The following is a 22,491-nucleotide window of genomic DNA, read 5'->3' as shown; positions in this document are numbered from 1 at the left end:
ATATGTACGATATATAAGTGAAGTGGTAAGGAGGGTGTGAATTGAAGGAATACCCTACAAAGGACATTGCAGAAATAGTTGGAATATCAGCACAGAAAGTGCGAAGCTATGCTCAAGCATTGGAAAAAGCAGGATATGCCATTACACGGAATGACCGGGGTTTTCGGATTTTTACAGATAATGACGTCCCTTTATTTCAAGAAATGAAAAAACAGTCTAGTGAAACTGGTATGAATGTTGGAGAAATTGCTTTAACTTTATTAAAGGATCAAAATAACCATTCAGAACCAGTCAACTCGGAAGCAGTTACGCCTATGCAAAATGAGGTAACAACCCCGGATTTACCGCAAATCGAAGATGATCGTTATCAACTATTACTAGATGAAATTAATACATTAAAACAACTTATAGAAAAGCAGCAAAAATATATTGATGATCGCATTGAACAACAACGTGATCTCAAGTATATAGAATTATTAAGGAAATCACAGGAAGTAAAAAAAGCAGATTTAGAATTAGCTGCCTCACAAGAAAAAGAAAAGAAAAAAGGCTTTTTTAGTAGGTTTTTTAACATATAAATCCAGGTCTAAACAAATTATAGCCGATTCAGCCTCAGCTGAATCGGTTTATTTTTTTGATAAGTTTATGTCCTAATGCTTGTTTATATGTGCATGATAAGACCATATACTTGCCTCCAATTATTGCTTTCGATACTATTAATCTGTAATAGTGGGAAGAAAAAATGTTAGAGAAAAGGAAGATGATGATGTCGAACCTATTCCAGCCATTCAAACTCAAAGGATTAGAATTAAAAAATCGTGTAGTAATGCCGCCAATGTGCCAGTATTCTGTCCCTCTTAAAAATGGCATTCCAACTGATTGGCATTTTGTTCACTATACAAGCCGTGCAATAGGCGGTACCGGCTTAATCATTATAGAGATGACAAACGTTGAAGATCGGGGGCGGATTTCAGACTTTTGCCTGGGAATTTGGAGTGATGAACATACGCCTGCCTTTAAACGGATTATTGATGAATGTCATAAGTACGGTGCAAAGGTTGCGATTCAGGTGGCACACGCAGGACGTAAAGCGGAGGAAGCTCCTAATCCTGTGTCTTGTTCGCCAAACGCTTTTAATGAAAAGTCAAAAGTACCTCACGAGCTTACTACCCAAGAGGTTAAAGAAATGGTTGAAAAGTTCAAGAAAGGTGTGGAACGCGCCATCGAAGCAGGTGTAGATACCATTGAACTTCATGGAGCACATGGATATCTGATCCATCAATTTTCTTCCCCGTATACAAACCAAAGAACTGACGAATACGGTGAGGATAAGTTTCTATTTGGAAAAGAAGTCATTCAAGCTGCAAAAAGCGTAATGCCAGCAGATATGCCGCTGATTATGCGGATTTCAGCTGTGGAATATGTAGATGGCGGTTATGGACTTGATTATGCAGTAGAAATGGCAAAAGTTTACCGAGATGCAGGAGTGGATATGTTCCACGTTTCTTCTGGCGGTGAAGGACCAATTGGCTCTGCCGGAAGACCCGGTGCTCATCCAGGTTATCAGGTTAAATTCGCCGAACGGATTAAAAATGAGGCTGGAATACCAGTGATTGCTGTAGGTAAATTAGATGATGCCAAACTTGCTGAAGCTGTGCTTGGTAATCAAGAAGCCGACCTTATCGCTGTTGGCAGAGGTATATTGGGGAATCCATATTGGGCAAACAACGCATCGTTACTTCTTGACGGGAAACCTTTAATGCCGAAACAATATGAAAGAGCTACATACTAAGCAGGATGTTCACTTGAACGCACCAGCTAAATAAAAAAGTAAAATTAAACTGAAAAAACTCGTCAATTCAATTATTGACGAGTTTTTTTGTTCGGACAATATTTTTTCTTTAGGTAATTTTTTTTGGCTGAAGGAAACATTTTGAGGAAGTAAAATATAATAAAATTAAAGGATTATTTTTTTATCTAAATGTTGCCCTAGCGCAAAATTGATGTCTATGTACAAATTCAAATGTTGATAAAATTAAGGGAGATGGAAGTCATGAGTTCAGATGATGTAACTTCCAATTTGACGGAAGTTAGTAAGCCTTGGAAAAGAGAAAATTCAAATCCAAGTTTACAAGAGGTTCATAAATCGGTACCAATAAAAAAAACAGGCAGCTTTTTTCGAAGACTTTTAGGATTTATTGGTCCGGGTTATTTGGTAGCAGTAGGATATATGGACCCAGGAAACTGGGCAACTTCTATTGCGGGAGGTTCAGCTTATGGATACACACTGCTTTCTGTCATACTCATTTCAAATTTAATGGCAATATTATTACAATCTTTATCAGCTAAATTAGGTATTGTGTCAGGACGAGATTTAGCTCAAGCTTGCAGGGACCATTTTAGTAAACCTGTTTCTTTTGTGCTATGGATTTTATGTGAGTTAGCAATTGCAGCGTGTGATTTAGCTGAAGTCATTGGAGCAGCAATCGCCTTAAATCTATTGTTTCATATCCCCCTTGTTTATGGAGTCTGTTTGACAGCTTTTGATATATTACTTGTTCTACTTTTACAAAATAAAGGGTTCCGTTATATAGAGGCATTTGTCATTGCCTTAATTGCAACCATTGCTCTTTGTTTTGGATTTGAACTACTATTATCTAAACCTGAAATTGGAGGAATCGTATCAGGTTTTATTCCAAGTAGTACGATTGTTTCAAATCCTGAAATGCTTTATATTGCATTAGGTATTTTAGGAGCAACAGTCATGCCGCATAATCTCTACTTGCACTCTTCAATTGTTCAGACAAGGAAATACGATGATACAGTAGAAGGAAAACGCTCTGCGATTAAATATGCAACCATTGATTCAACTGTTGCCTTAATGCTTGCCCTATTTGTTAATGCTGCCATTCTAATCTTATCAGCCGCAGCATTTCATACTACGGGCCATAAGGATGTGGCAGAAATTCAGGACGCTTACCATTTGTTAGATCCATTACTTGGAACTGGTGTGGCGGGGATTTTATTTGGAGTAGCTTTACTTGCATCTGGCCAAAACTCTACTTTAACAGGAACGCTTGCGGGTCAAATCGTAATGGAAGGATTCTTGAATATTCGATTAAAGCCTTGGTTACGAAGGCTGATCACAAGAATGATTGCCATTATTCCTGCGGTGATTGTAACGATCATTTACGGCGAAAAAGGAACAGGAGAATTACTCATCCTAAGTCAAGTCATCCTATCACTGCAATTATCTTTTGCCGTTATTCCGCTCGTAATGTTTACAAGTGATAAAAATAAAATGGGGTCATTTGTAAATAAAAAATGGGTAAAATGGTTAGCTTGGTTGGTAACCGCCATTATTGTTTTATTAAATGCCTATCTATTATGGAGGACTTTTTTTTAGAATCATTCGAAACAGATTTCGAGGGATTCTTTTTTTTGAATACATTCCACTTATTAAAGTTTTTTCTCTTTTTTTTTAAAAGTTCTAAAATTCAAAAAATATTCATAAATTCTTGTAAAAATAAAAATAAAACCGTGTATGATTGTCTTATAAAGCTTTGGATCACAAATTAATAAAGGGAGATGTAAAAAATGGATGTGAAAGTAGTTCGATACGCTATTGGTAACAATGTCTGTCAAAGAGAATTTGTCATTGGTTCAAGAGAAGAAATGATCATGTTTGAAGCATTTGTCTCCGAAAAGAAACGGGAAGGAACATTTATTGAAATTATTGAGCAATATATTTATATTTAAAATCAAATGGACCGATTTTTTTATTTCATAATTTGATAGCGCTTTCATTTTTTTATTTGGACCAATTGGTCCTTTTTTTATTTATAAAAGAAAATATGAATCTCTATTTATTTTCCAAAATTTTAATAAGGGATTAAAGTCCTGAATTATAGGAACAGAGTATTGAAGAATGACACAACCTAAGGTAGTATTATACTATAATTGAGAAAAAATATCAGTTAAACAAGGAGACCCTTTTAACATGCTGTCAGTGGAGATTAAGTCTGAGAATGATGTGTATCAAGCGGTTACTTTAGTTAGCCATCTCATCAAGAATCGTTCTTTTAGCGAATCGGATAAACAATGTATTTTTATCAGCGTGTTAGAGCTGACCCGTAATATCTTGGACCATACTGAGGAAAAAGGGATCTTTCGTTGTGAGATGGTTCAGAATGAATTTCGCTTTACGTGTATTGACAAGGGGCCGGGAATCGAAAACTTAAATGATATTTTACGAGGATTTCATAAATCTTCACACGGATTAGGTGTTGGTTTGTCCGGCGCAAAGAGACTAATGGATGATTTGAGGATTGAGACATCTAAAGAAGGGACGAGAATTATTGGTATCAAAAAAGAAAGATACAAATAACCAATACCAATTGGATCGAATTTCCTCAATGGGACAAGTTGCGGCTGGAATCGCCCACGAGGTAAAAAATCCATTAACAACCGTAAAAGGTTTTCTTCAATTATTTCAAGAAAAATATGATGATAATTATACTCAAGTAGCCCTTTCCGAATTGGATAGTGCGCTTGCCATTTTGGGGAATTTGCTGCAAGTAACAAAGCCTGAGATGGATGATGAAGTGATCCAGGAAATAAACATTGCAAGTGAAATGGAATCCATTTTAAATTTATTTCTGGATCGTCAGTACCAAGTTGATGTGATGAAAGAATTTCGAGACACAAATGTTACGATATATGGAAAAAGAAATCAACTTAAAAGAGCCTTCTTTAATCTTCTTAAGAATGCATTTGAAGCTATACCTGATAAGGGAATGATCCGAATCCAGCATTACATGGAAGAAGAGCACTTGATCGTTACCGTTGAAGATACTGGAATTGGGATTTCAGAAGACAAAATAGCCTTATTGGGGACACCCTTTTTTAGTACAAAGGAAGATGGGACTGGAATGGGACTTTCACAAGTTTATTCTAGTATCTATCAATTTGGCGGCAGAATTCACGTAGAAAGTAAACCGGAACAAGGGACGAAATTTTTTATTTTCATACCTATTCATAAGCAGGGGGTAAGTTTATTGAACACGATTGAGGTTGTTGCAGATCCGAACCAAACGCTTGAGGATTTCGTAATTAGTAATCTTGAAAAAATTCATGATCAATTACTTCAAGAGGACTACGAAATCAGCAGCAGATTAAAAGAGATTGAGGAGATCTCTGATATTAGTTTGAAAAAGAACGTATTTGCTTTAATCAAATTTGTTTTCAAAAACTCTCCTCATGAATTAATTACTTTTGCAAAAAGTGAAGGGAAAAAGTGGGCGAAACACACTTTGCAATTAAACCTAAAGCTAGAATGGTTACAGTCACTAAGAAAGGTACTCTGGGATTTTATTTATAACTATTACCGAGTCAGTAACCAGGAATTTACCCGAGAGGACTTTTTTCATTTAGAGAGAAGAGTAAACTCCTCACTGGATACCTTTATCAAACAATTTTCAATTAGTTACAACCAATTTAAAGATGAAATATTGAGAACTCAGCGTGAAATGGTAGAAGATTTAAGTGTCCCTATTATTCCGTTAACAAAAACAGTCTCTATTCTTCCGTTAATTGGAACAATTGATACGTTCAGAGCGAATACGGTAAATGAAAAGGTTTTACGTCAAATTGAAGTTCTGCAAATAGAAACGCTCATTATTGACCTATCGGGTGTTACATTCCTGGATAGTGCTGTTTTAAACCATTTATTTAAACTTTTTGATGGGATTGAACTTATGGGATGTACTGCTGTTCTAACAGGAATCCGATCAGAAATAGCCGGTTCAATGCTGAAGATGGGCTTAACCATTAACAATAGTGTAATCAAAAAAGGGAATCTTCAGCAGGCTCTCGAAGCACTGGGTTTTAAAAAATAAATCACAACAAAAATGCAAATAGGCGGATGCCTTCTGCTTGAGCAGGGCAATCCGCCATTTTTTTGTTAACGATTTTCAATATATTTTACGACATCGCCGACCGTTTGAAGCGTCGGTGCGACCTTATCGCTAATTTCGATTGCAAATTCATCTTCAATTTCCATCGTCAGATTTACCATATCAAGTGAATCAGCTTTGAAGTCGTCTTTGAACGAAGCTTCCGGTTTGATCTTCTCCATTTTAACTCCAAGTTGATCTGCAATAATAGGTTTTAATTTTTCAAATGTGGTCATCACGGTATCCTCCTATGTATTTCATAACCACCATTATAACAGCCTAATTCGTAACATTAAAGTATTGCTAATATCTGGAGAATTTTTCTAAAAAAAATAAATCCTAGTACATAATCCTATTTGCAGGATATAGATGTTTGTATCAAAAAAAATTCCCTCTCACTAATGAGGGGGATAAGAGCTATTAGAAGTAACTGATTTGTTTAGCCTTAATGCGCGCTGTTACGTTCTTTGTTTCTTTTGCGTTTTTCTCCGTCGTGGTTTTGGATCGAGGTCTTTGTTATGTCCTTTGCTAGGATCTTTGTCTTGGTCTCTTTCACCGTTTTTGTTAGGATCCACATCGTGAACTCCAAACATAAAATTGTCCCAGAATGACAAAATAATCACCACCTTAACATTTATATAATTAAAGTATGCAAGAAAGTGATACATAGCTAATACCTATGTACAAATAAATTTAAAAAAAGGTCCGAATTATCAGTTCCTATTTTTACAGGAAAAATGTGGCCAAAATATCTACAATGTAATCACTATCCCTTTAATAATGTGAATTATGGAGTATAATGGATAAGGAATTTTAACAAATGGGAGAAGAAAAAGTGGAAAAACAGAATAGTTCTTACAGATGGATTGTGTTTGGTTCAGTGTTATTTTCTTATTTTTTAATCGTCAGTCAAAGAACGGCACCAGGGCTGATCACAAATCAATTGATGAAAGATTTTAATATCACTGCAGCGGTAGTTGGGTTATTGACCAGTATTCAATTTTTTGCATACTCAGGATTACAAATTCCGATTGGCCTATTATCAGACCGACTTGGGCCAAATGGTTTTCTTATTGTTGGTACACTTCTTAATGGTTTGGGGACAGTCGTTTATAGTACAGCATCAAATGAGTATGTTTTATTCTTATCAAGACTAATGGTTGGTACGGGAGATGCAGCTATTTGGGTCAACTTGGTATTAATTTTGAGTCAATGGTTTAAGGTTGGGGAATTTATTAAATTGCTAGGATTTGCAGGAATGGCTGGCAGTCTTGGTTCACTTCTTGCGACTGTCCCATTTTCAGCCTGGATTTCAGCATCAGGATGGAGGATTCCCTTTTTATCGAGTGGCATCATGTTATGCTTGTCAGGTATTCTACTGTATTTTGTTCTCGTTATAAGACCAAGACAGCTTTTTAAAAACATTTCAGAAACAAAAAAGCCTCAACATAAAAAACGTGAAAAAACTTCCGTAATTTTAAAACGTATGATTACTACTCGCCAAGCATGGGCTACATTTTTATGCCACTTTGGTGTTATGGGCACTTATGTCGGATTCATCGGTTCCTGGGGAGTCCCTTTTGGAATGGATATTTATCATATGAGTCGATCAGCGGCAAGTCAACTTCTCATGTATGGTTTGTTGGGAGCTATTTTTGGTGCCCCGATCATAAGTTGGTTTACAAGTCGTCGTGAAACAATTAAAGGCACCTATCTTTCCATTCAATTCATCATTTTTCTTAGTTGGTTGACTTTCTTTTTATATGCCGGAAAACCACCTTTTTTTATGTCAGTCATTTTATTTATTGCAACAGGATTTGGAAGCGCAGCAGGATCATTAACTTTTGCCATTGTTCGAAAATCTTTTCCAATGACCGAAGTGGGAGCTATATCAGGATTTGCTAATACAGGAGGATTTATAAGTGCCGTATTATTGCCATTTCTTTTTGGTAATGTACTGGATCATTTTCATCATGCTCCTGTAAATGTAGGTTATCAGTACGGATTTTTGATCCCAGTTTTGTTTTCATTTATAGCTGTAATTGGCGGTATTATGGTGAAAGAAAAACAAAAAAATAAGCAATCGCAATTATCAGCCTAAACATATAGATAAAAGGCAGTCATCGTTCTAAATAAAAGGCAAAGAAGGGAGAATCGTTTTATGATTCTCCCTTTCTTAATTTCAAATTATAGGAAGTGTTTATTTGCTATTCAGATTTTGATTTTGTAATTGCTTTTTTACTACTTTGATTCGTTTTTGAGATTGGATAAAACTGATAAAGCAAAGTAGAGACATTGGGGCACAATACCAAACAAATAGCATTCCTCCGTTGTAATAAAAAGGAACATAAGCAACTGATACTCCAAATAATACAAAAGATAAGATTAAATAAATGCCGATACAGTTATGATAAAAACTATACTGAGTAAAACTTGTTACTCCCATTTTCATAAAACGATTCAAATTTTTATCAGTTTGATAAAAAAGGAATAAAGAAAGTAGCAGGAAAAAGGCATAGATTGGCAATGAATAAATAAAAAGGGATACGCCTAATATACAAAAGTAGAAGCTTAAACAGAAGGATACTCCAGAAAAAAATAATGGCGTTAAAAATTTGTATACGTTTCCATTTAATTGACTCAAACTATTCCTCCTTGAAGATATGATCTAATTTCTATCCATCTTATGCATAATTATTTGGTTTATGAGCGATAGAAATAGAAACATATGAATCCTAAAATTGCTAAGAACAGGATCAGGAGATATCAAATGGACCTCTTTTGACAAGAACTAAATATTTAGAGTTACCCTGACTAAAGAGAGTTAAAATAAGTGTTGACGAACAACAGTAATACATTATATACTCTATTAGCTGTCCTAAGGGACATCATCCTTAAAAGACAATTTTGGTGGATTATTTATATTAAGGACAGAAGAAAGATTTAACTGCAAAAAAATCTTTTCGTGGAAGTTGACATTAACGAATAAAGATGGTAAGATAGTTCTTGTCGCTAAGATAAATAATTGTTCTTTGAAAACTAAACAAACAAAAACGTCAACAATAAATAATAGTGAAGTTATCTTCACTAGCCAACGTAACATTTATGAGCTAACTCATACTCTTTAATGGAGAGTTTGATCCTGGCTCAGGACGAACGCTGGCGGCGTGCCTAATACATGCAAGTCGAGCGAATCATTAGGAGCTTGCTCCTGATGGTTAGCGGCGGACGGGTGAGTAACACGTGGGCAACCTGCCTGTAAGACTGGGATAACACCGGAAGTCTGGTGCTAATACCGGATAATCCTTTACCTCTCATGAGGTGAAGTTGAAAGTCGGTTTCGGCTGACACTTACAGATGGGCCCGCGGCGCATTAGCTAGTTGGTGAGGTAACGGCTCACCAAGGCGACGATGCGTAGCCGACCTGAGAGGGTGATCGGCCACACTGGGACTGAGACACGGCCCAGACTCCTACGGGAGGCAGCAGTAGGGAATCTTCCGCAATGGACGAAAGTCTGACGGAGCAACGCCGCGTGAGTGATGAAGGCCTTCGGGTCGTAAAACTCTGTTGTTAGGGAAGAACAAGTATCGGAGTAACTGCCGGTACCTTGACGGTACCTAACCAGAAAGCCACGGCTAACTACGTGCCAGCAGCCGCGGTAATACGTAGGTGGCAAGCGTTGTCCGGAATTATTGGGCGTAAAGCGCGCGCAGGCGGTCCTTTAAGTCTGATGTGAAAGCCCACGGCTCAACCGTGGAGGGTCATTGGAAACTGGGGGACTTGAGTGCAGAAGAGGAAAGCGGAATTCCACGTGTAGCGGTGAAATGCGTAGAGATGTGGAGGAACACCAGTGGCGAAGGCGGCTTTCTGGTCTGTAACTGACGCTGAGGCGCGAAAGCGTGGGGAGCAAACAGGATTAGATACCCTGGTAGTCCACGCCGTAAACGATGAGTGCTAAGTGTTAGAGGGTTTCCGCCCTTTAGTGCTGCAGCTAACGCATTAAGCACTCCGCCTGGGGAGTACGGCCGCAAGGCTGAAACTCAAAGGAATTGACGGGGGCCCGCACAAGCGGTGGAGCATGTGGTTTAATTCGAAGCAACGCGAAGAACCTTACCAGGTCTTGACATCCTCTGACACTCCTAGAGATAGGACGTTCCCCTTTGCGGGGACAGAGTGACAGGTGGTGCATGGTTGTCGTCAGCTCGTGTCGTGAGATGTTGGGTTAAGTCCCGCAACGAGCGCAACCCTTGATCTTAGTTGCCAGCATTTAGTTGGGCACTCTAAGGTGACTGCCGGTGACAAACCCGAGGAAGGTGGGGATGACGTCAAATCATCATGCCCCTTATGACCTGGGCTACACACGTGCTACAATGGATGGTACAAAGGGCAGCGAAGCCGCGAGGTGGAGCCAATCCCATAAAACCATTCTCAGTTCGGATTGTAGGCTGCAACTCGCCTACATGAAGCCGGAATCGCTAGTAATCGCGGATCAGCATGCCGCGGTGAATACGTTCCCGGGCCTTGTACACACCGCCCGTCACACCACGAGAGTTTGTAACACCCGAAGTCGGTGGGGTAACCGTAAGGAGCCAGCCGCCTAAGGTGGGACAGATGATTGGGGTGAAGTCGTAACAAGGTAGCCGTATCGGAAGGTGCGGCTGGATCACCTCCTTTCTAAGGAAAATGTCCTTACGGACATCACAGATTGTTGGTACACGTTATTTGTTTGTTTAGTTTTGAGGGAATAAGCCCTCGCCAAGTTTGCTCCTGCGCCAGCGCATAATCGAAGAAGATTATGTTCAGCTCGTCGCAAGGCAGCTTGAAGCAAAACAAGAAGCATTTCATGATGTAAATTCGTGGAAGTAGCCTTGTTTAGTTTTGAGAGAACAATCTCTCAATTCGTTCTTTGAAAACTAGATAATCGTATAAGAAGAAGTCAAGAAAGAACCGAGTAATCGCCATTTTAGTTTTCTCTCTTATTTAGTTAAGAAGAAAAAACCTTTTAGGTTAAGTTAGAAAGGGCGCACGGTGAATGCCTTGGCACTAGGAGCCGATGAAGGACGGTACTAACACCGATATGCTTCGGGGAGCTGTAAGTAAGCTTTGATCCGGAGATTTCCGAATGGGGGAACCCACTGCTCGTAATGGAGCAGTATCTTTATCTGAATACATAGGATAATGAAGGCAGACCCTGGGAACTGAAACATCTAAGTACCCGGAGGAAGAGAAAGCAATTGCGATTCCCTAAGTAGCGGCGAGCGAAATGGGAACAGCCCAAACCGAAAGGCTTGCCTTTCGGGGTTGTAGGACACTCTATATGGAGTTACAAAGGAACGGGGTAAATGAAGCGATCTGGAAAGGTCCGTCATAGAAGGTAAAAACCCTGTAGTTGAAACTTCGTTCCCTCCTGAGTGGATCCTGAGTACGGCCGGACACGTGAAATCCGGCTGGAAGCTGGGAGGACCATCTCCCAAGGCTAAATACTCCCTAGTGACCGATAGTGAACCAGTACCGTGAGGGAAAGGTGAAAAGCACCCCGGAAGGGGAGTGAAACAGTTCCTGAAACCGTGTGCCTACAAGTAGTCAAAGCGCGTTTTTGCGTAATGGCGTGCCTTTTGTAGAATGAACCGGCGAGTTACGATCCCATGCAAGGTTAAGTTGATGAAACGGAGCCGCAGCGAAAGCGAGTCTGAATAGGGCGAATGAGTATGTGGTCGTAGACCCGAAACCAGGTGATCTACCCATGTCCAGGGTGAAGGTAGGGTAACACCTACTGGAGGCCCGAACCGACGCACGTTGAAAAGTGCGCGGATGAGGTGTGGGTAGCGGAGAAATTCCAATCGAACTTGGAGATAGCTGGTTCTCTCCGAAATAGCTTTAGGGCTAGCCTCACGTTGTAAGAGTCTTGGAGGTAGAGCACTGTTTGGACTAGGGGCCCTCATCGGGTTACCGAATTCAGACAAACTCCGAATGCCAAAGACTTATCCGTGGGAGTCAGACTGCGAGTGATAAGATCCGTAGTCAAAAGGGAAACAGCCCAGACCACCAGCTAAGGTCCCAAAGTATACGTTAAGTGGAAAAGGATGTGGAGTTGCTTAGACAACCAGGATGTTGGCTTAGAAGCAGCCACCATTTAAAGAGTGCGTAATAGCTCACTGGTCGAGTGACTCTGCGCCGAAAATGTACCTGGGCTAAACGTATCACCGAAGCTGTGGGTGGACACCATTAGGTGTCCGCGGTAGGAGAGCGTTCTAAGGGCGTTGAAGCTAGACCGTAAGGACTGGTGGAGCGCTTAGAAGTGAGAATGCCGGTATGAGTAGCGAAAGATGAGTGAGAATCTCATCCACCGAATGCCTAAGGTTTCCTGAGGAAGGCTCGTCCGCTCAGGGTTAGTCGGGACCTAAGCCGAGGCCGAAAGGCGTAGGCGATGGATAACAGGTTGATATTCCTGTACCACCTCTTTATCGTTTGAGCAACGGGGGGACGCAGGAGGATAGGGTAAGCGCACTGCTGGATATGTGCGTGTAAGCAGTTAGGCTGGTGAATAGGAAAATCCGTTCACCGTGAAGGCTGAGCTGTGATGCCGAGGGAAATATAGTACCGAAGTTCCTGATTCCACACTGCCAAGAAAAGCCTCTAGCAAGATAACAGGTGCCCGTACCGCAAACCGACACAGGTAGGCGAGGAGAGAATCCTAAGGTGAGCGAGAGAACTCTCGTTAAGGAACTCGGCAAAATGACCCCGTAACTTCGGGAGAAGGGGTGCTCTTTGGGGTTAATCGCCCTGAAGAGCCGCAGTGAATAGGTCCAGGCGACTGTTTAGCAAAAACACAGGTCTCTGCGAAGCCGCAAGGCGAAGTATAGGGGCTGACGCCTGCCCGGTGCTGGAAGGTTAAGAGGAGGGGTTAGCTAAAAGCGAAGCTCTGAATCGAAGCCCCAGTAAACGGCGGCCGTAACTATAACGGTCCTAAGGTAGCGAAATTCCTTGTCGGGTAAGTTCCGACCCGCACGAAAGGCGTAACGATCTGGACACTGTCTCAACGAGAGACTCGGTGAAATTATAGTACCTGTGAAGATGCAGGTTACCCGCGACAGGACGGAAAGACCCCATGGAGCTTTACTGTAGCCTGATATTGAATTTTGGTACAGCTTGTACAGGATAGGTAGGAGCCTTTGATACGTGAGCGCCAGCTTACGTGGAGGCGTTGGTGGGATACTACCCTGGCTGTATTGAAATTCTAACCCGCACCCCTCATCGGGGTGGGAGACAGTGTCAGGTGGGCAGTTTGACTGGGGCGGTCGCCTCCTAAAGAGTAACGGAGGCGCCCAAAGGTTCCCTCAGAATGGTTGGAAATCATTCGCAGAGTGTAAAGGCACAAGGGAGCTTGACTGCGAGACCTACAAGTCGAGCAGGGACGAAAGTCGGGCTTAGTGATCCGGTGGTTCCGCATGGAAGGGCCATCGCTCAACGGATAAAAGCTACCCTGGGGATAACAGGCTTATCTCCCCCAAGAGTCCACATCGACGGGGAGGTTTGGCACCTCGATGTCGGCTCATCGCATCCTGGGGCTGTAGTCGGTCCCAAGGGTTGGGCTGTTCGCCCATTAAAGCGGTACGCGAGCTGGGTTCAGAACGTCGTGAGACAGTTCGGTCCCTATCCGTCGTGGGCGCAGGAAATTTGAGAGGAGCTGTCCTTAGTACGAGAGGACCGGGATGGACGCACCGCTGGTGTACCAGTTGTCTTGCCAAAGGCATCGCTGGGTAGCTATGTGCGGACGGGATAAGTGCTGAAAGCATCTAAGCATGAAGCCCCCCTCGAGATGAGATTTCCCATAGCGTAAAGCTAGTAAGATCCCTGAAAGATGATCAGGTTGATAGGTCAGAGGTGGAAGCGCGGTGACGTGTGGAGCTGACTGATACTAATCGATCGAGGACTTAACCAATAGAAATGATTATTCGTTCTTTACACTTCTTTTTGATTATCTAGTTTTGAGGGAATGAACCTCAATTCAATAAGTCTGGCAATTATGGCGAGAAGGTCACACCCGTTCCCATACCGAACACGGAAGTTAAGCTTCTTTGCGCCGATGGTAGTTGGGACGAAAGTCCCTGTGAGAGTAGGACGTTGCCAGGCTTTTATTTTGGAGGATTAGCTCAGCTGGGAGAGCATCTGCCTTACAAGCAGAGGGTCGGCGGTTCGATCCCGTCATCCTCCACCATTTATTTTGTATGAGCCATTAGCTCAGTTGGTAGAGCATCTGACTTTTAATCAGAGGGTCGAAGGTTCGAGTCCTTCATGGCTCACCATTTTTATCATTGTTGCCGGGGTGGCGGAACTGGCAGACGCACAGGACTTAAAATCCTGCGGTAGGTGACTACCGTACCGGTTCAATTCCGGTCCTCGGCACCATTTTTTCAAAAAATATGTGCTCGTAGCTAAATTGGATAAAGCGTCTGACTACGGATCAGAAGGTTATGGGTTCGACTCCTTTCGGGTGCGCCAATATGAAACGGGAAGTAGCTCAGCTTGGAGAGCTTCTCTTATGCACACAGGAGATCAGCGTTTCGATCCCGCTATCCTCTATCATATACAATATTTGGCGGTGTAGCTCAGCTGGCTAGAGCGTACGGTTCATACCCGTAAGGTCGGGGGTTCGATCCCCTCCGCCGCTACCTTTATAACTTCTATTATCGCGGGGTGGAGCACGTTCGAATATGCTTCTTCGAATGTCTACAGCGCACCGATTGAGCTGCTGCTTGAATAAGCAATCTGAAATCGGGGTGGTCACCCAACTAAGAGCATGATCAAACTTAATAATTTCTATTGTCGCGGGGTGGAGCAGCACGGTAGCTCGTCGGGCTCATAACCCGAAGGTCGCAGGTTCAAATCCTGCCCCCGCAATTTGGTCCGGTAGTTCAGCTGGTTAGAATGCCTGCCTGTCACGCAGGAGGTCGCGGGTTCGAGTCCCGTCCTGGACCGCCATTATTGATTATAATTAATGAAATAATTCGGAGGGGTAGCGAAGTGGCTAAACGCGGCGGACTGTAAATCCGCTCCCTCAGGGTTCGGCGGTTCGAATCCGTCCCCCTCCACCACTTTTAATATTCTTTACCTTTAAAATTAAAATAATGGCGGTTGTGGCGAAGTGGTTAACGCATCGGATTGTGGTTCCGACATGCGTGGGTTCGATTCCCACCAGTCGCCCCATTTGATTAAAATATGCGGGTGTAGTTTACTGGTAAAACCTCAGCCTTCCAAGCTGATGTAGTGGGTTCGATTCCCATCACCCGCTCCACATGGGCCTATAGCTCAGCTGGTTAGAGCGCACGCCTGATAAGCGTGAGGTCGATGGTTCGAGTCCATTTAGGCCCACCATAAATTTTTTTCAAAGTTGCGTGGTCGGCTGTAAACCGATCGGTCGTAGGTAAGAATTCAACCTGCGGAGTCATTAAGTTGGCCCCTTGGTCAAGCGGTTAAGACACCGCCCTTTCACGGCGGTAACACGGGTTCGAATCCCGTAGGGGTCATAGTAAAAAAAATGATGATCGATGATCATCATTTTTTTTGTATTTGAAATTAATCCAGCACACTAAATCACTTTAGATGTGAAAAATGAAACAAATAATAGTCACGTTATGAATGATGTTAAAATTATGATAGGTTTGGAAAATAATTGATAAATATTATTGTAATATAACTATAATAAAAAATGTCTTTTGTTGTAATTTATTGCAGTTTATAATGTACAATGAGGAACTCTCATTGTATATGCAATCATTTGAATATAGTATTCTTTCAAAATAGATTTAGAAAAATTATCTCTAAAAAAATGAGTAAAATTGGAATTTATAAAACAAATTATATAATGCAGAGGATAGAGGATTTTGAACTCGGAGGTTACCAATGTTTTATATCAGCAAAATAATGACATCCATTTTAATTGTCCTAATAGGTCTGACATCTTTATCGTCCAGCGCTGCATGGGCTGATGCTCCGCCTCCGCCTATTGCAGGTGAATATGGCGTAGCGATTGATGCCGTAACGGGCGATATTTTATACAATAAAAATGTGGATGGACAAGCCTTTCCTGCTAGTATGACGAAAGTATTGACTTCCATCGTTTTAGATGAAAAGGTAACTGATAAACAAATGTTAACCGTTAGTCCTAATGCAGCAGGACAGGAATGTAGTTGTTTTGGGCTAACAGCAGGAGAACAAATTTCAAAGCAGGATGCCATGTATGGGCTGCTTTTGCTGAGTGCCAATGATTTGGCTGTCACAATTGCCGAAAATGTAGGGGGCAGTGTGGAAGGATTTGCCCAATTAATGAATGATGAAGTGCAAAAATTGGGTCTTCAACACACTCACTTTGTAACACCAAACGGATTGCACGACCCTAATCATTATACGACACCTCATGATATGGCGTTAATCATGAAAGAAGCTTTAAAACACCCGAAAGTGTTAAATGCCTTGTCAACTCAATCGATTCAAGTTCATACGAGTTTACAAGACAAACTTGTTAGAAATAAAAGTGAAGTCCATACCCAACCGGTATCTGCACATGTTATAGCAGGGAAAACAGGTTTTACTGACCAAGCCGGAAACACGTTAGTGGAATATTTAAAAGATGGGGATAAAGAAGTTATTGCTGTCGTGATGAAGTCTCATAAAAAAGAAGAGTACAGTGATATACAAACAATGGCAAACTATGCCTTTGCCAATATGAAAACTGAAAAGATCGCTTCAAAGAACGAAGTAATAGATAAAAAGCAAGTAAACGGTGAAAAAGTAAGTTTAATTGCACCTGAAGACATTTCGGTGGGATTAAAAAATGATGATACATCTAAACTTACCACTAAAGTGGAACTAGTAAGTACAGCCGGAGAAGCCATTAATAAGGGGCAAGTAGTGGCCAATCTAAAAATCTTAAAGGGTAAAGACATAATAAAAGAGGCACCGCTCGTTACGAATAAGACAATCAAGGCTACCCGAAAAATTTTATCAATGAAAATGACAGAGAACCAAAACACAGATTCGAAAAAATCGATAGGGCTGTCTGGAATTAGTATGATCCCTGCAGGAATAATATTATTATTCTTTGTTGTATTTATCGCAAGGAATAGGAACATACAAAATCAAAAGAAAATGGTAAGTAAATAACCTCGAAACAATCCTGCTCTTAAGCAGGATTGTTTTGCGATGTGCGCCCGACATGGGTGCAGTCTCTAGGGTGAAAGTCCCGAGCCATGAAGGCAGTAGTAATGGTTAGCTTAACGCAAGGGTGTCCGTGGTGACGCGGAATCTGAAGGAAGCGAGCGGCAAACCTCCGGTCTGAGGAACACGAACTTCATATAAGGCTAGGTATCACTGGATGAGTTTGCATTTCAAAACAAAGTCCCTACTGCCGAAGGTGATACAGAGTAAATGAAGCAGATAGATGGAGGGAAAGACTGTACTCTTACTCGGGGAGGTCTGATTAATAAGCCAAGTACACTTGGTAACCTATCCAGCAATGGATAGCTGAATGATCAGAAGTCAGCAGAGGTCATAGTACCATTCTAACTCGAGGAAGAATGGGAAGGACTGAACTATTAAGAAAGAATGAAATCTGCACATTCGGTAATTGCATTGAACACAGACAATCCGAAAGGACTTACCTAAAGGAGGAAGCGGTGAATCCGCTGGGGACTTTAGGAGGGTGGAGCAAGAAGCGGCATAAACAGAACCTTCATTCACGTGGAAAGGAATAGAATCATGTTAATGGAACGAATCTTGTCACGGGAAAATCTCTTAACTGCCCTTAAACGGGTAGAGCAGAACAAAGGAAGTCACGGCATAGATGGAATGTCCGTAAAATTCCTACGACGACATCTCTTTGAAAACTGGGATTCCCTTCGGGAAGCTTTGAGAACAGGTAACTATCAACCTTCACCTGTTCGACGTGTCGAAATCCCGAAACCAAGCGGAGGGGTAAGGCTTTTAGGCATACCAACTGTGACAGACCGTTTCATCCAACAGGCAATTGCCCAAGTATTAACCCCAATCTTTGACCCAACCTTTTCTGAAAGCAGCTTTGGCTTCCGACCTAACAGGAGTGCCCATGATGCAGTAAGAAAAGCAAAGAGATATATCAAAGAAGGGCTCCGTTGGGTAATAGATATGGACCTAGAGAAATTCTTTGATAAGGTCAATCATGACAAATTGATGGGAATACTCACTAAGAGAATTGAAGACCGTATACTTCTCAAACTAATCCGAAAATATCTTCAATCAGGTGTAATGCTTAATGGAATCGTACAATCAACGGAAGAAGGTACTCCGCAAGGAGGCTTATGCAAAGCTTAGCATAAACCTCCTTATGCGAAGTAAAATATTATGCAAAGTAAACTTCCTAAAGCTCTAAAAATAGAAGTTTATTTTCCATTTACTTTGCATAATTTCTGACCTATTTTAATTCGTTCAGCCAAGTAAGCAGAGCCTGATCCTGGTTCCAGTCAGGAAGATTACCATCAATTAAATCGGTATAAGCATTTTCAATTGCTTTTCTCTTCGTTTCAGTATCGGTTCGGGCATATATTTCTGTTGTTTTTATATCTTCATGTCCAAGGAAATCACGAATGTATATGAGATTTACTCCTGCTTGTAATAAATGCATGGCCTTCGAATGCCGAAACATATGAGGTTTTACTTTTGGAGGTACAATGGTTGATATTTTCCTTGATAGCTCAACATATTTTGAAATAATATAGGCGACCCCTTCCTTTGTTAGTTTGTTATTTTGGTTGTTTGAGAAGAGGGGATATTGATTTTTCCAAGGTTTATCCAGTTTATTCTCAGTAATATAGCGCTCCAATAATGATATGGTATTCTTCATAAGAGGAACACGTCTTGTTTTGTTTCCTTTTCCGGTTAATACAACCACTGCCGGTGATTCCAGGATTACATCACTGACTCTAAGATCAATTAATTCTTGTACTCTGGCTCCAGTATCATATAGAACACTCATTAATGTTAGATCTCGCCGTCCTTTCGGACAGCTCCTGTCGGGCTGTTCAAGAAGTAATTTCATAGCTTCTGGGGTTAGATGCTCTACTACAGTTTTGTTTGCCTTTTTAGTAGGAATTGCGATTACCTTTTGAAAATGGAATAAACCGGAAGGTTCCTCGGACTGTACATAACGAAAAAAGGAATGTATCGCTGAAAGTCTTTGGTTTCTAGTTGAAATACTGCAATTCCTAGCTGTTTCCAACCATCCTAAAAAGCCATTAAGCAGTTCGCATGAAAGCAATTCTAGTGTAATTCGTTCGGCCGAGATACTTTTTACTTCCTGACAGTACTTTATCAATAGTTTAAAAGTATCACGGTATGATTGGACGGTATTCTTACTGACATTTTTCTGTGATGGGAGATATACCGAAAGGAATTCTGTTAGATGCCTCGCAAAATTAGAAGGTTTCATCGGTGACACCTCCTAATAGAGGGATAATATCTGGGTATTGTATTTCTAGTTTTAATGTAATTTTTGGGAAAACATCTGCGGTAAGACGCAAATAATAAGCAGTTTCCTCAAAAGAATCGTGCCCCATATACGTTTTAAGTATTGGAAGATATGTCGTTAAATCCTTTTCTTGTTCCACCCATTTTTTGAGACAATGGACTGCAAAAGTATGGCGGAAATCATGAATACGAGGGCCCATTCCTCTTCCCCCGTGTGAAATTCTTGCACTCCATAAAAACCGACGGAAGTTTTTATATACATTTCCTAACGTCATCGGGTTGCCATCCAGTGCAGGAAAAAAATATTCTTCTCCTTTTGGAAATGGATGTACAATTTTTGCATAAAGCCCACAACGTTCCGTAAGGGACATGGACATGGGTACTAACCTACTATTATCCTTTTTAGAATTATTTATGGAGAGGATTCCGTTTTCAATGTCAACGTCAGCTACTTTGAGAAGTCTTGCTTCAGATACCCTCAACCCACACATATAAATCATTCTAAAGAAAACAGGCATTATCAGATGTCTGTGTGGACATTCATAACAATATTTGCATTTTTCCGTCTCGGCAAAGAACCTTGTTAATTCCTCGCTTGTATAAATATATGGTATATATTGTTCTTCAGTTGGAAAATATCCCTTGGGAATGATATATGCTTTAACTCCAATAGAATCAAGATATTTTCCAAATTGCCGAATAATTGAGCAGCGTGAACATTGGTTTGCCTGTGACTCGTAAGACTTTTTTCTACACCAGTCTAGAACGATTTCCTTAGTAAGCTCTGTGGCATGAGGGTATTTTTCTAATGTAAATCTGTCAAAACGTCTTAGGTGATGTGAATCAGTAATGTATTTGTATCCGATGGCTTGTTTAAGTTCCACATGATTTTTGAGATGATCCTTAAATGGACCTTCATAAATAATTTCATTCATGATAAGAGCCCTCTTCAAAATCTATGGAACATTCCCTAAGCTTATTGATATCAACCTTTAGATAAACTGATGTTGAGTTGGTATCGACATGCCCAAGAATATCTGAAATAGTAGAAAGTGGGGTATCCTTTTCTAGAAGCTTACTGGCTATTGTATGCCTGAGAGAATGCATTCCTCTTCTTTTTTTTAGTGTTGGAATGTGCGCAAATTCCATGTACCTTTTGATTAACTGATTTAAATGGTCCTCTTCTGAAAACGGACCAAATGGTGCCATATGCTTTACGAATATATAAGGACAGCCTACTTTAGGACGACCGTATTTAAGATAATCAATTACCGCCCAGCCCACCTCCGGTGTCAATGGAAGAGATATGAGCTGTCTAGTTTTTGATTGTGTAAAAACAAGTCTCTTTTCTTCCCAATGGAAGTGCTCTATTTTAAGATTTTTAATATCCTTACATCGCAAACCGAGGCAGCAGGCCATTAAAATAATTGCATAGTCACGTTTGCCCTTCGGGCTCCCTCTGTCAATAGCTGCGATTAGTTTTTTTAACTCATCTTCTGTCCATACGGATGGAATACGGGTCTGTTTTCTTGCTTGAACCATTGGTGTTTTTCCAGCTAAATCTGTCTGTATTTCACCAGTTTCCAAAAGAAATCTAAGAAAAGCACGTATAGAACAAATATTTTGTTCAACAGTTTTATAGGTATAACCGGCCAAGGTTTTGATGTAGTTATTAATCAACGTGATGTTGATTTCTTTACATTCTGTAACTTTTTGAGAAGAGAGATAATCCATGAATCGAGATGATTGTTTTACATAATGGTCTATTGTGACCTTGGAGTAATCCTTATTTGAACAGTATTGCTTAAATCTGTTCCTAATTTGAATAAAATATTGATCCGTAAGGATCTCCTTATGTTTATAGTATCGACGTAAAATGGTACGGTGCAGTTGAAAATTACCAATCATTCTAATGACACGAAGCTCTTGAGTCTCAGATTGTGAAAGAGTTCCATTCAAATCTTTTTCAAGAATATGAAAGTATTTTTCTACATAATCAATTCCTAATTGTTCTGAATAAAATGTTTCGCCTCGTTCCTTTGCAAATTGAAGAAGGTTTTCCCAACGTCTTCTGTAAAAATTCATGGTGCCTATAGTGTAACCTAGTCGAATCATTTCCTGGTCTAGATCATTAATTAGTTGAGCTAGTGGGACGTTTTGCATAAGTATTCCCCCAAAAATGATAATTTTTGAGCATAGGCTCATATATCATTTTCGGATATTATGCAAAGTAAATCGAATAAAAGAGTTGATAAATTAGCTTTTTTATTAATTACTTTGCATAATTACTTTCTTTGCATAAGGAGGTCCTCTCAGTCCTCTCCTTTCAAACATAATTCTTGATAAATTAGATAAAGAATTGGAAGCCAGAGGGCATAAGTTTGTTCGTTATGCCGACGACTGCAACATTTATGTTAAGTCATTAAAAGCAGGGAAACGTGTAATGGAATCCATTACGATGTTTATTGAGCAGAAGCTAAAATTAAAGGTAAACAGGGATAAGTCAGCAGTTGACCGTCCATGGAAACGGAAATTTCTTGGTTTCAGCTTTACTTGGAATAAAGAACCGAAGGTGCGAATTGCAAAACAAAGCATTAAACGCTTTAAGACGAAGATTCGAGAAATTACCTCTCGGTCAAAACCTTTTCCAATGGAAGTAAGGATTGAAATGTTAAACCGTTATCTAACTGGATGGTGCGGGTACTTCGCTTTAGCTGATACTCCAAGCAAATTCAAAGAATTTGATGAATGGATAAGAAGAAGGCTCAGAATGTGCAAATGGAAACAGTGGAAGAAACCTAAAACCAGGGTAAGAAAACTAACTGGTTTAGGTGTCCCTGACTACAAAGCACATGAATGGGGCAACTCTAGAAAGAAATATTGGAGAATCGCATGTAGCCCAATATTACACAAAACCCTCGATAACTCTTACTGGAGTCAACGAGGGTTAAGAAGTCTATATGATCGCTATGAAATTTTGCGTCAATCTTAATAGAACCGCCGTATACCGAACGGTACGTACGGTGGTGTGAGAGG

General features: G+C 40.6%; 14 protein-coding genes, 12 tRNA genes, 3 rRNA genes and 2 pseudogenes. 25 read left to right on the top strand and 6 right to left on the bottom strand.

Annotation, left to right across the window (positions count from 1 at the left end; all coding sequences use genetic code 11):
- The first annotated feature begins 41 nt into the window (after positions 1-41).
- The 6 genes from RCG17_RS00155 (at position 42) to RCG17_RS00130 (ending at position 5,897) form a co-directional block, all read left to right on the top strand.
- Entirely contained in the window at positions 42-578 is a 537-nt protein-coding gene (locus RCG17_RS00155; protein ID WP_308173302.1) for a MerR family transcriptional regulator, read from the top strand.
- Between the two features lie 188 nt (positions 579-766).
- Entirely contained in the window at positions 767-1,792 is a 1,026-nt protein-coding gene (locus RCG17_RS00150) for an NADH:flavin oxidoreductase/NADH oxidase (protein ID WP_308175728.1), read from the top strand.
- 261 nt (positions 1,793-2,053) lie between these two features.
- A complete protein-coding gene (locus tag RCG17_RS00145; RefSeq protein WP_308173301.1) occupies positions 2,054-3,406 on the top strand; it encodes an Nramp family divalent metal transporter in 1,353 nt (450 codons plus the stop codon).
- A gap of 191 nt (positions 3,407-3,597) precedes the next feature.
- Complete coding sequence (locus RCG17_RS00140) at positions 3,598-3,759, top strand: hypothetical protein (protein WP_308173300.1); 162 nt, start codon at positions 3,598-3,600, stop codon at positions 3,757-3,759.
- A 241-nt stretch (positions 3,760-4,000) separates the two neighbouring features.
- Complete coding sequence (locus RCG17_RS00135; protein ID WP_308173299.1) at positions 4,001-4,387, top strand: ATP-binding protein; 387 nt, start codon at positions 4,001-4,003, stop codon at positions 4,385-4,387.
- Complete coding sequence (locus tag RCG17_RS00130) at positions 4,359-5,897, top strand: ATP-binding protein (protein WP_308173298.1); 1,539 nt, start codon at positions 4,359-4,361, stop codon at positions 5,895-5,897. The genes RCG17_RS00135 and RCG17_RS00130 overlap by 29 nt, the downstream gene beginning before the upstream one ends.
- Before the next feature lie 65 nt (positions 5,898-5,962).
- Here RCG17_RS00130 and acpP read toward each other — a convergent pair whose 3' ends face one another.
- Positions 5,963-6,190 (bottom strand): acyl carrier protein, encoded by a 228-nt coding sequence (gene acpP / locus RCG17_RS00125; RefSeq protein WP_308173297.1) that lies wholly within the window; start codon positions 6,188-6,190, stop codon positions 5,963-5,965.
- Between the two features lie 222 nt (positions 6,191-6,412).
- Positions 6,413-6,568: a hypothetical protein gene (locus tag RCG17_RS00120; protein WP_308173296.1), complete on the bottom strand. Its 156-nt coding sequence runs from the start codon at positions 6,566-6,568 to the stop codon at positions 6,413-6,415.
- Between the two features lie 221 nt (positions 6,569-6,789).
- Here RCG17_RS00120 and RCG17_RS00115 point away from each other — a divergent pair, with 221 nt between their 5' ends.
- Entirely contained in the window at positions 6,790-8,055 is a 1,266-nt protein-coding gene (locus RCG17_RS00115; protein ID WP_308173295.1) for an MFS transporter, read from the top strand.
- 99 nt (positions 8,056-8,154) lie between these two features.
- On the opposite strand, the gene RCG17_RS00110 is transcribed toward RCG17_RS00115, so the two are convergent.
- A complete protein-coding gene (locus RCG17_RS00110) occupies positions 8,155-8,598 on the bottom strand; it encodes a hypothetical protein (protein WP_308173294.1) in 444 nt (147 codons plus the stop codon).
- A gap of 480 nt (positions 8,599-9,078) precedes the next feature.
- Between RCG17_RS00110 and RCG17_RS00105 the strand changes: the two genes are divergently transcribed.
- The 17 genes and pseudogenes from RCG17_RS00105 to RCG17_RS00025 all read left to right on the top strand — a co-directional run.
- Positions 9,079-10,629 (top strand): 16S ribosomal RNA (locus tag RCG17_RS00105).
- Positions 10,630-10,960: 331 nt separating this feature from the next.
- Positions 10,961-13,897, top strand: a 23S ribosomal RNA gene (locus RCG17_RS00100).
- Between the two features lie 74 nt (positions 13,898-13,971).
- Positions 13,972-14,088 (top strand): 5S ribosomal RNA (rrf, locus tag RCG17_RS00095).
- The 16S, 23S and 5S rRNA genes sit together here with 12 tRNA genes alongside, the layout of an rRNA operon.
- A 9-nt stretch (positions 14,089-14,097) precedes the next feature.
- Positions 14,098-14,173: transfer RNA gene (locus tag RCG17_RS00090), tRNA-Val, on the top strand.
- A gap of 12 nt (positions 14,174-14,185) precedes the next feature.
- Positions 14,186-14,261 (top strand) — tRNA-Lys (locus RCG17_RS00085).
- Between the two features lie 14 nt (positions 14,262-14,275).
- Positions 14,276-14,364: transfer RNA gene (locus tag RCG17_RS00080), tRNA-Leu, on the top strand.
- 16 nt (positions 14,365-14,380) lie between these two features.
- Positions 14,381-14,457 (top strand) — tRNA-Arg (locus tag RCG17_RS00075).
- Positions 14,458-14,553: 96 nt separating this feature from the next.
- Positions 14,554-14,627, top strand: a tRNA-Met gene (locus RCG17_RS00070).
- A 155-nt stretch (positions 14,628-14,782) separates the two neighbouring features.
- Positions 14,783-14,856: transfer RNA gene (locus RCG17_RS00065), tRNA-Met, on the top strand.
- 3 nt (positions 14,857-14,859) lie between these two features.
- Positions 14,860-14,937 (top strand) — tRNA-Asp (locus RCG17_RS00060).
- A gap of 28 nt (positions 14,938-14,965) precedes the next feature.
- Positions 14,966-15,050, top strand: a tRNA-Tyr gene (locus RCG17_RS00055).
- A gap of 36 nt (positions 15,051-15,086) precedes the next feature.
- A tRNA-His gene (locus RCG17_RS00050) sits at positions 15,087-15,162 on the top strand.
- 14 nt (positions 15,163-15,176) lie between these two features.
- Positions 15,177-15,250, top strand: a tRNA-Gly gene (locus RCG17_RS00045).
- A gap of 3 nt (positions 15,251-15,253) precedes the next feature.
- Positions 15,254-15,330, top strand: a tRNA-Ile gene (locus RCG17_RS00040).
- 80 nt (positions 15,331-15,410) lie between these two features.
- Positions 15,411-15,482, top strand: a tRNA-Glu gene (locus tag RCG17_RS00035).
- 376 nt (positions 15,483-15,858) lie between these two features.
- Positions 15,859-17,118 (top strand): D-alanyl-D-alanine carboxypeptidase family protein, encoded by a 1,260-nt coding sequence (locus RCG17_RS00030; RefSeq protein ID WP_308173293.1) that lies wholly within the window; start codon positions 15,859-15,861, stop codon positions 17,116-17,118.
- Positions 17,119-17,712: 594 nt separating this feature from the next.
- Positions 17,713-18,288: pseudogene (locus tag RCG17_RS00025) on the top strand (reverse transcriptase domain-containing protein); the annotation flags it as partial.
- A 115-nt stretch (positions 18,289-18,403) separates the two neighbouring features.
- Here RCG17_RS00025 and RCG17_RS00020 read toward each other — a convergent pair.
- The 3 genes from RCG17_RS00020 to RCG17_RS00010 are packed head-to-tail and all read right to left on the bottom strand — an operon-like array spanning position 18,404 to position 21,618.
- Positions 18,404-19,417 (bottom strand): site-specific integrase, encoded by a 1,014-nt coding sequence (locus tag RCG17_RS00020; RefSeq protein WP_308171227.1) that lies wholly within the window; start codon positions 19,415-19,417, stop codon positions 18,404-18,406.
- Positions 19,404-20,390: a tyrosine-type recombinase/integrase gene (locus tag RCG17_RS00015; protein ID WP_308171228.1), complete on the bottom strand. Its 987-nt coding sequence runs from the start codon at positions 20,388-20,390 to the stop codon at positions 19,404-19,406. The genes RCG17_RS00020 and RCG17_RS00015 overlap by 14 nt, the downstream gene beginning before the upstream one ends.
- Complete coding sequence (locus RCG17_RS00010) at positions 20,383-21,618, bottom strand: tyrosine-type recombinase/integrase (protein ID WP_308171229.1); 1,236 nt, start codon at positions 21,616-21,618, stop codon at positions 20,383-20,385. The genes RCG17_RS00015 and RCG17_RS00010 overlap by 8 nt, the downstream gene beginning before the upstream one ends.
- Before the next feature lie 139 nt (positions 21,619-21,757).
- Between RCG17_RS00010 and RCG17_RS00005 the strand changes: the two are divergent.
- Positions 21,758-22,447: pseudogene (locus tag RCG17_RS00005) on the top strand (group II intron maturase-specific domain-containing protein); the annotation flags it as partial.
- Positions 22,448-22,491 lie beyond the last annotated feature (44 nt).

The organism is Neobacillus sp. PS3-12 (assembly GCF_030915385.1).
In the GTDB taxonomy this organism is placed as follows: Bacteria; Bacillota; Bacilli; order Bacillales; family Cytobacillaceae; genus JAEVLT01.
This window is presented reverse-complemented; position numbering and strand designations above follow the sequence as displayed.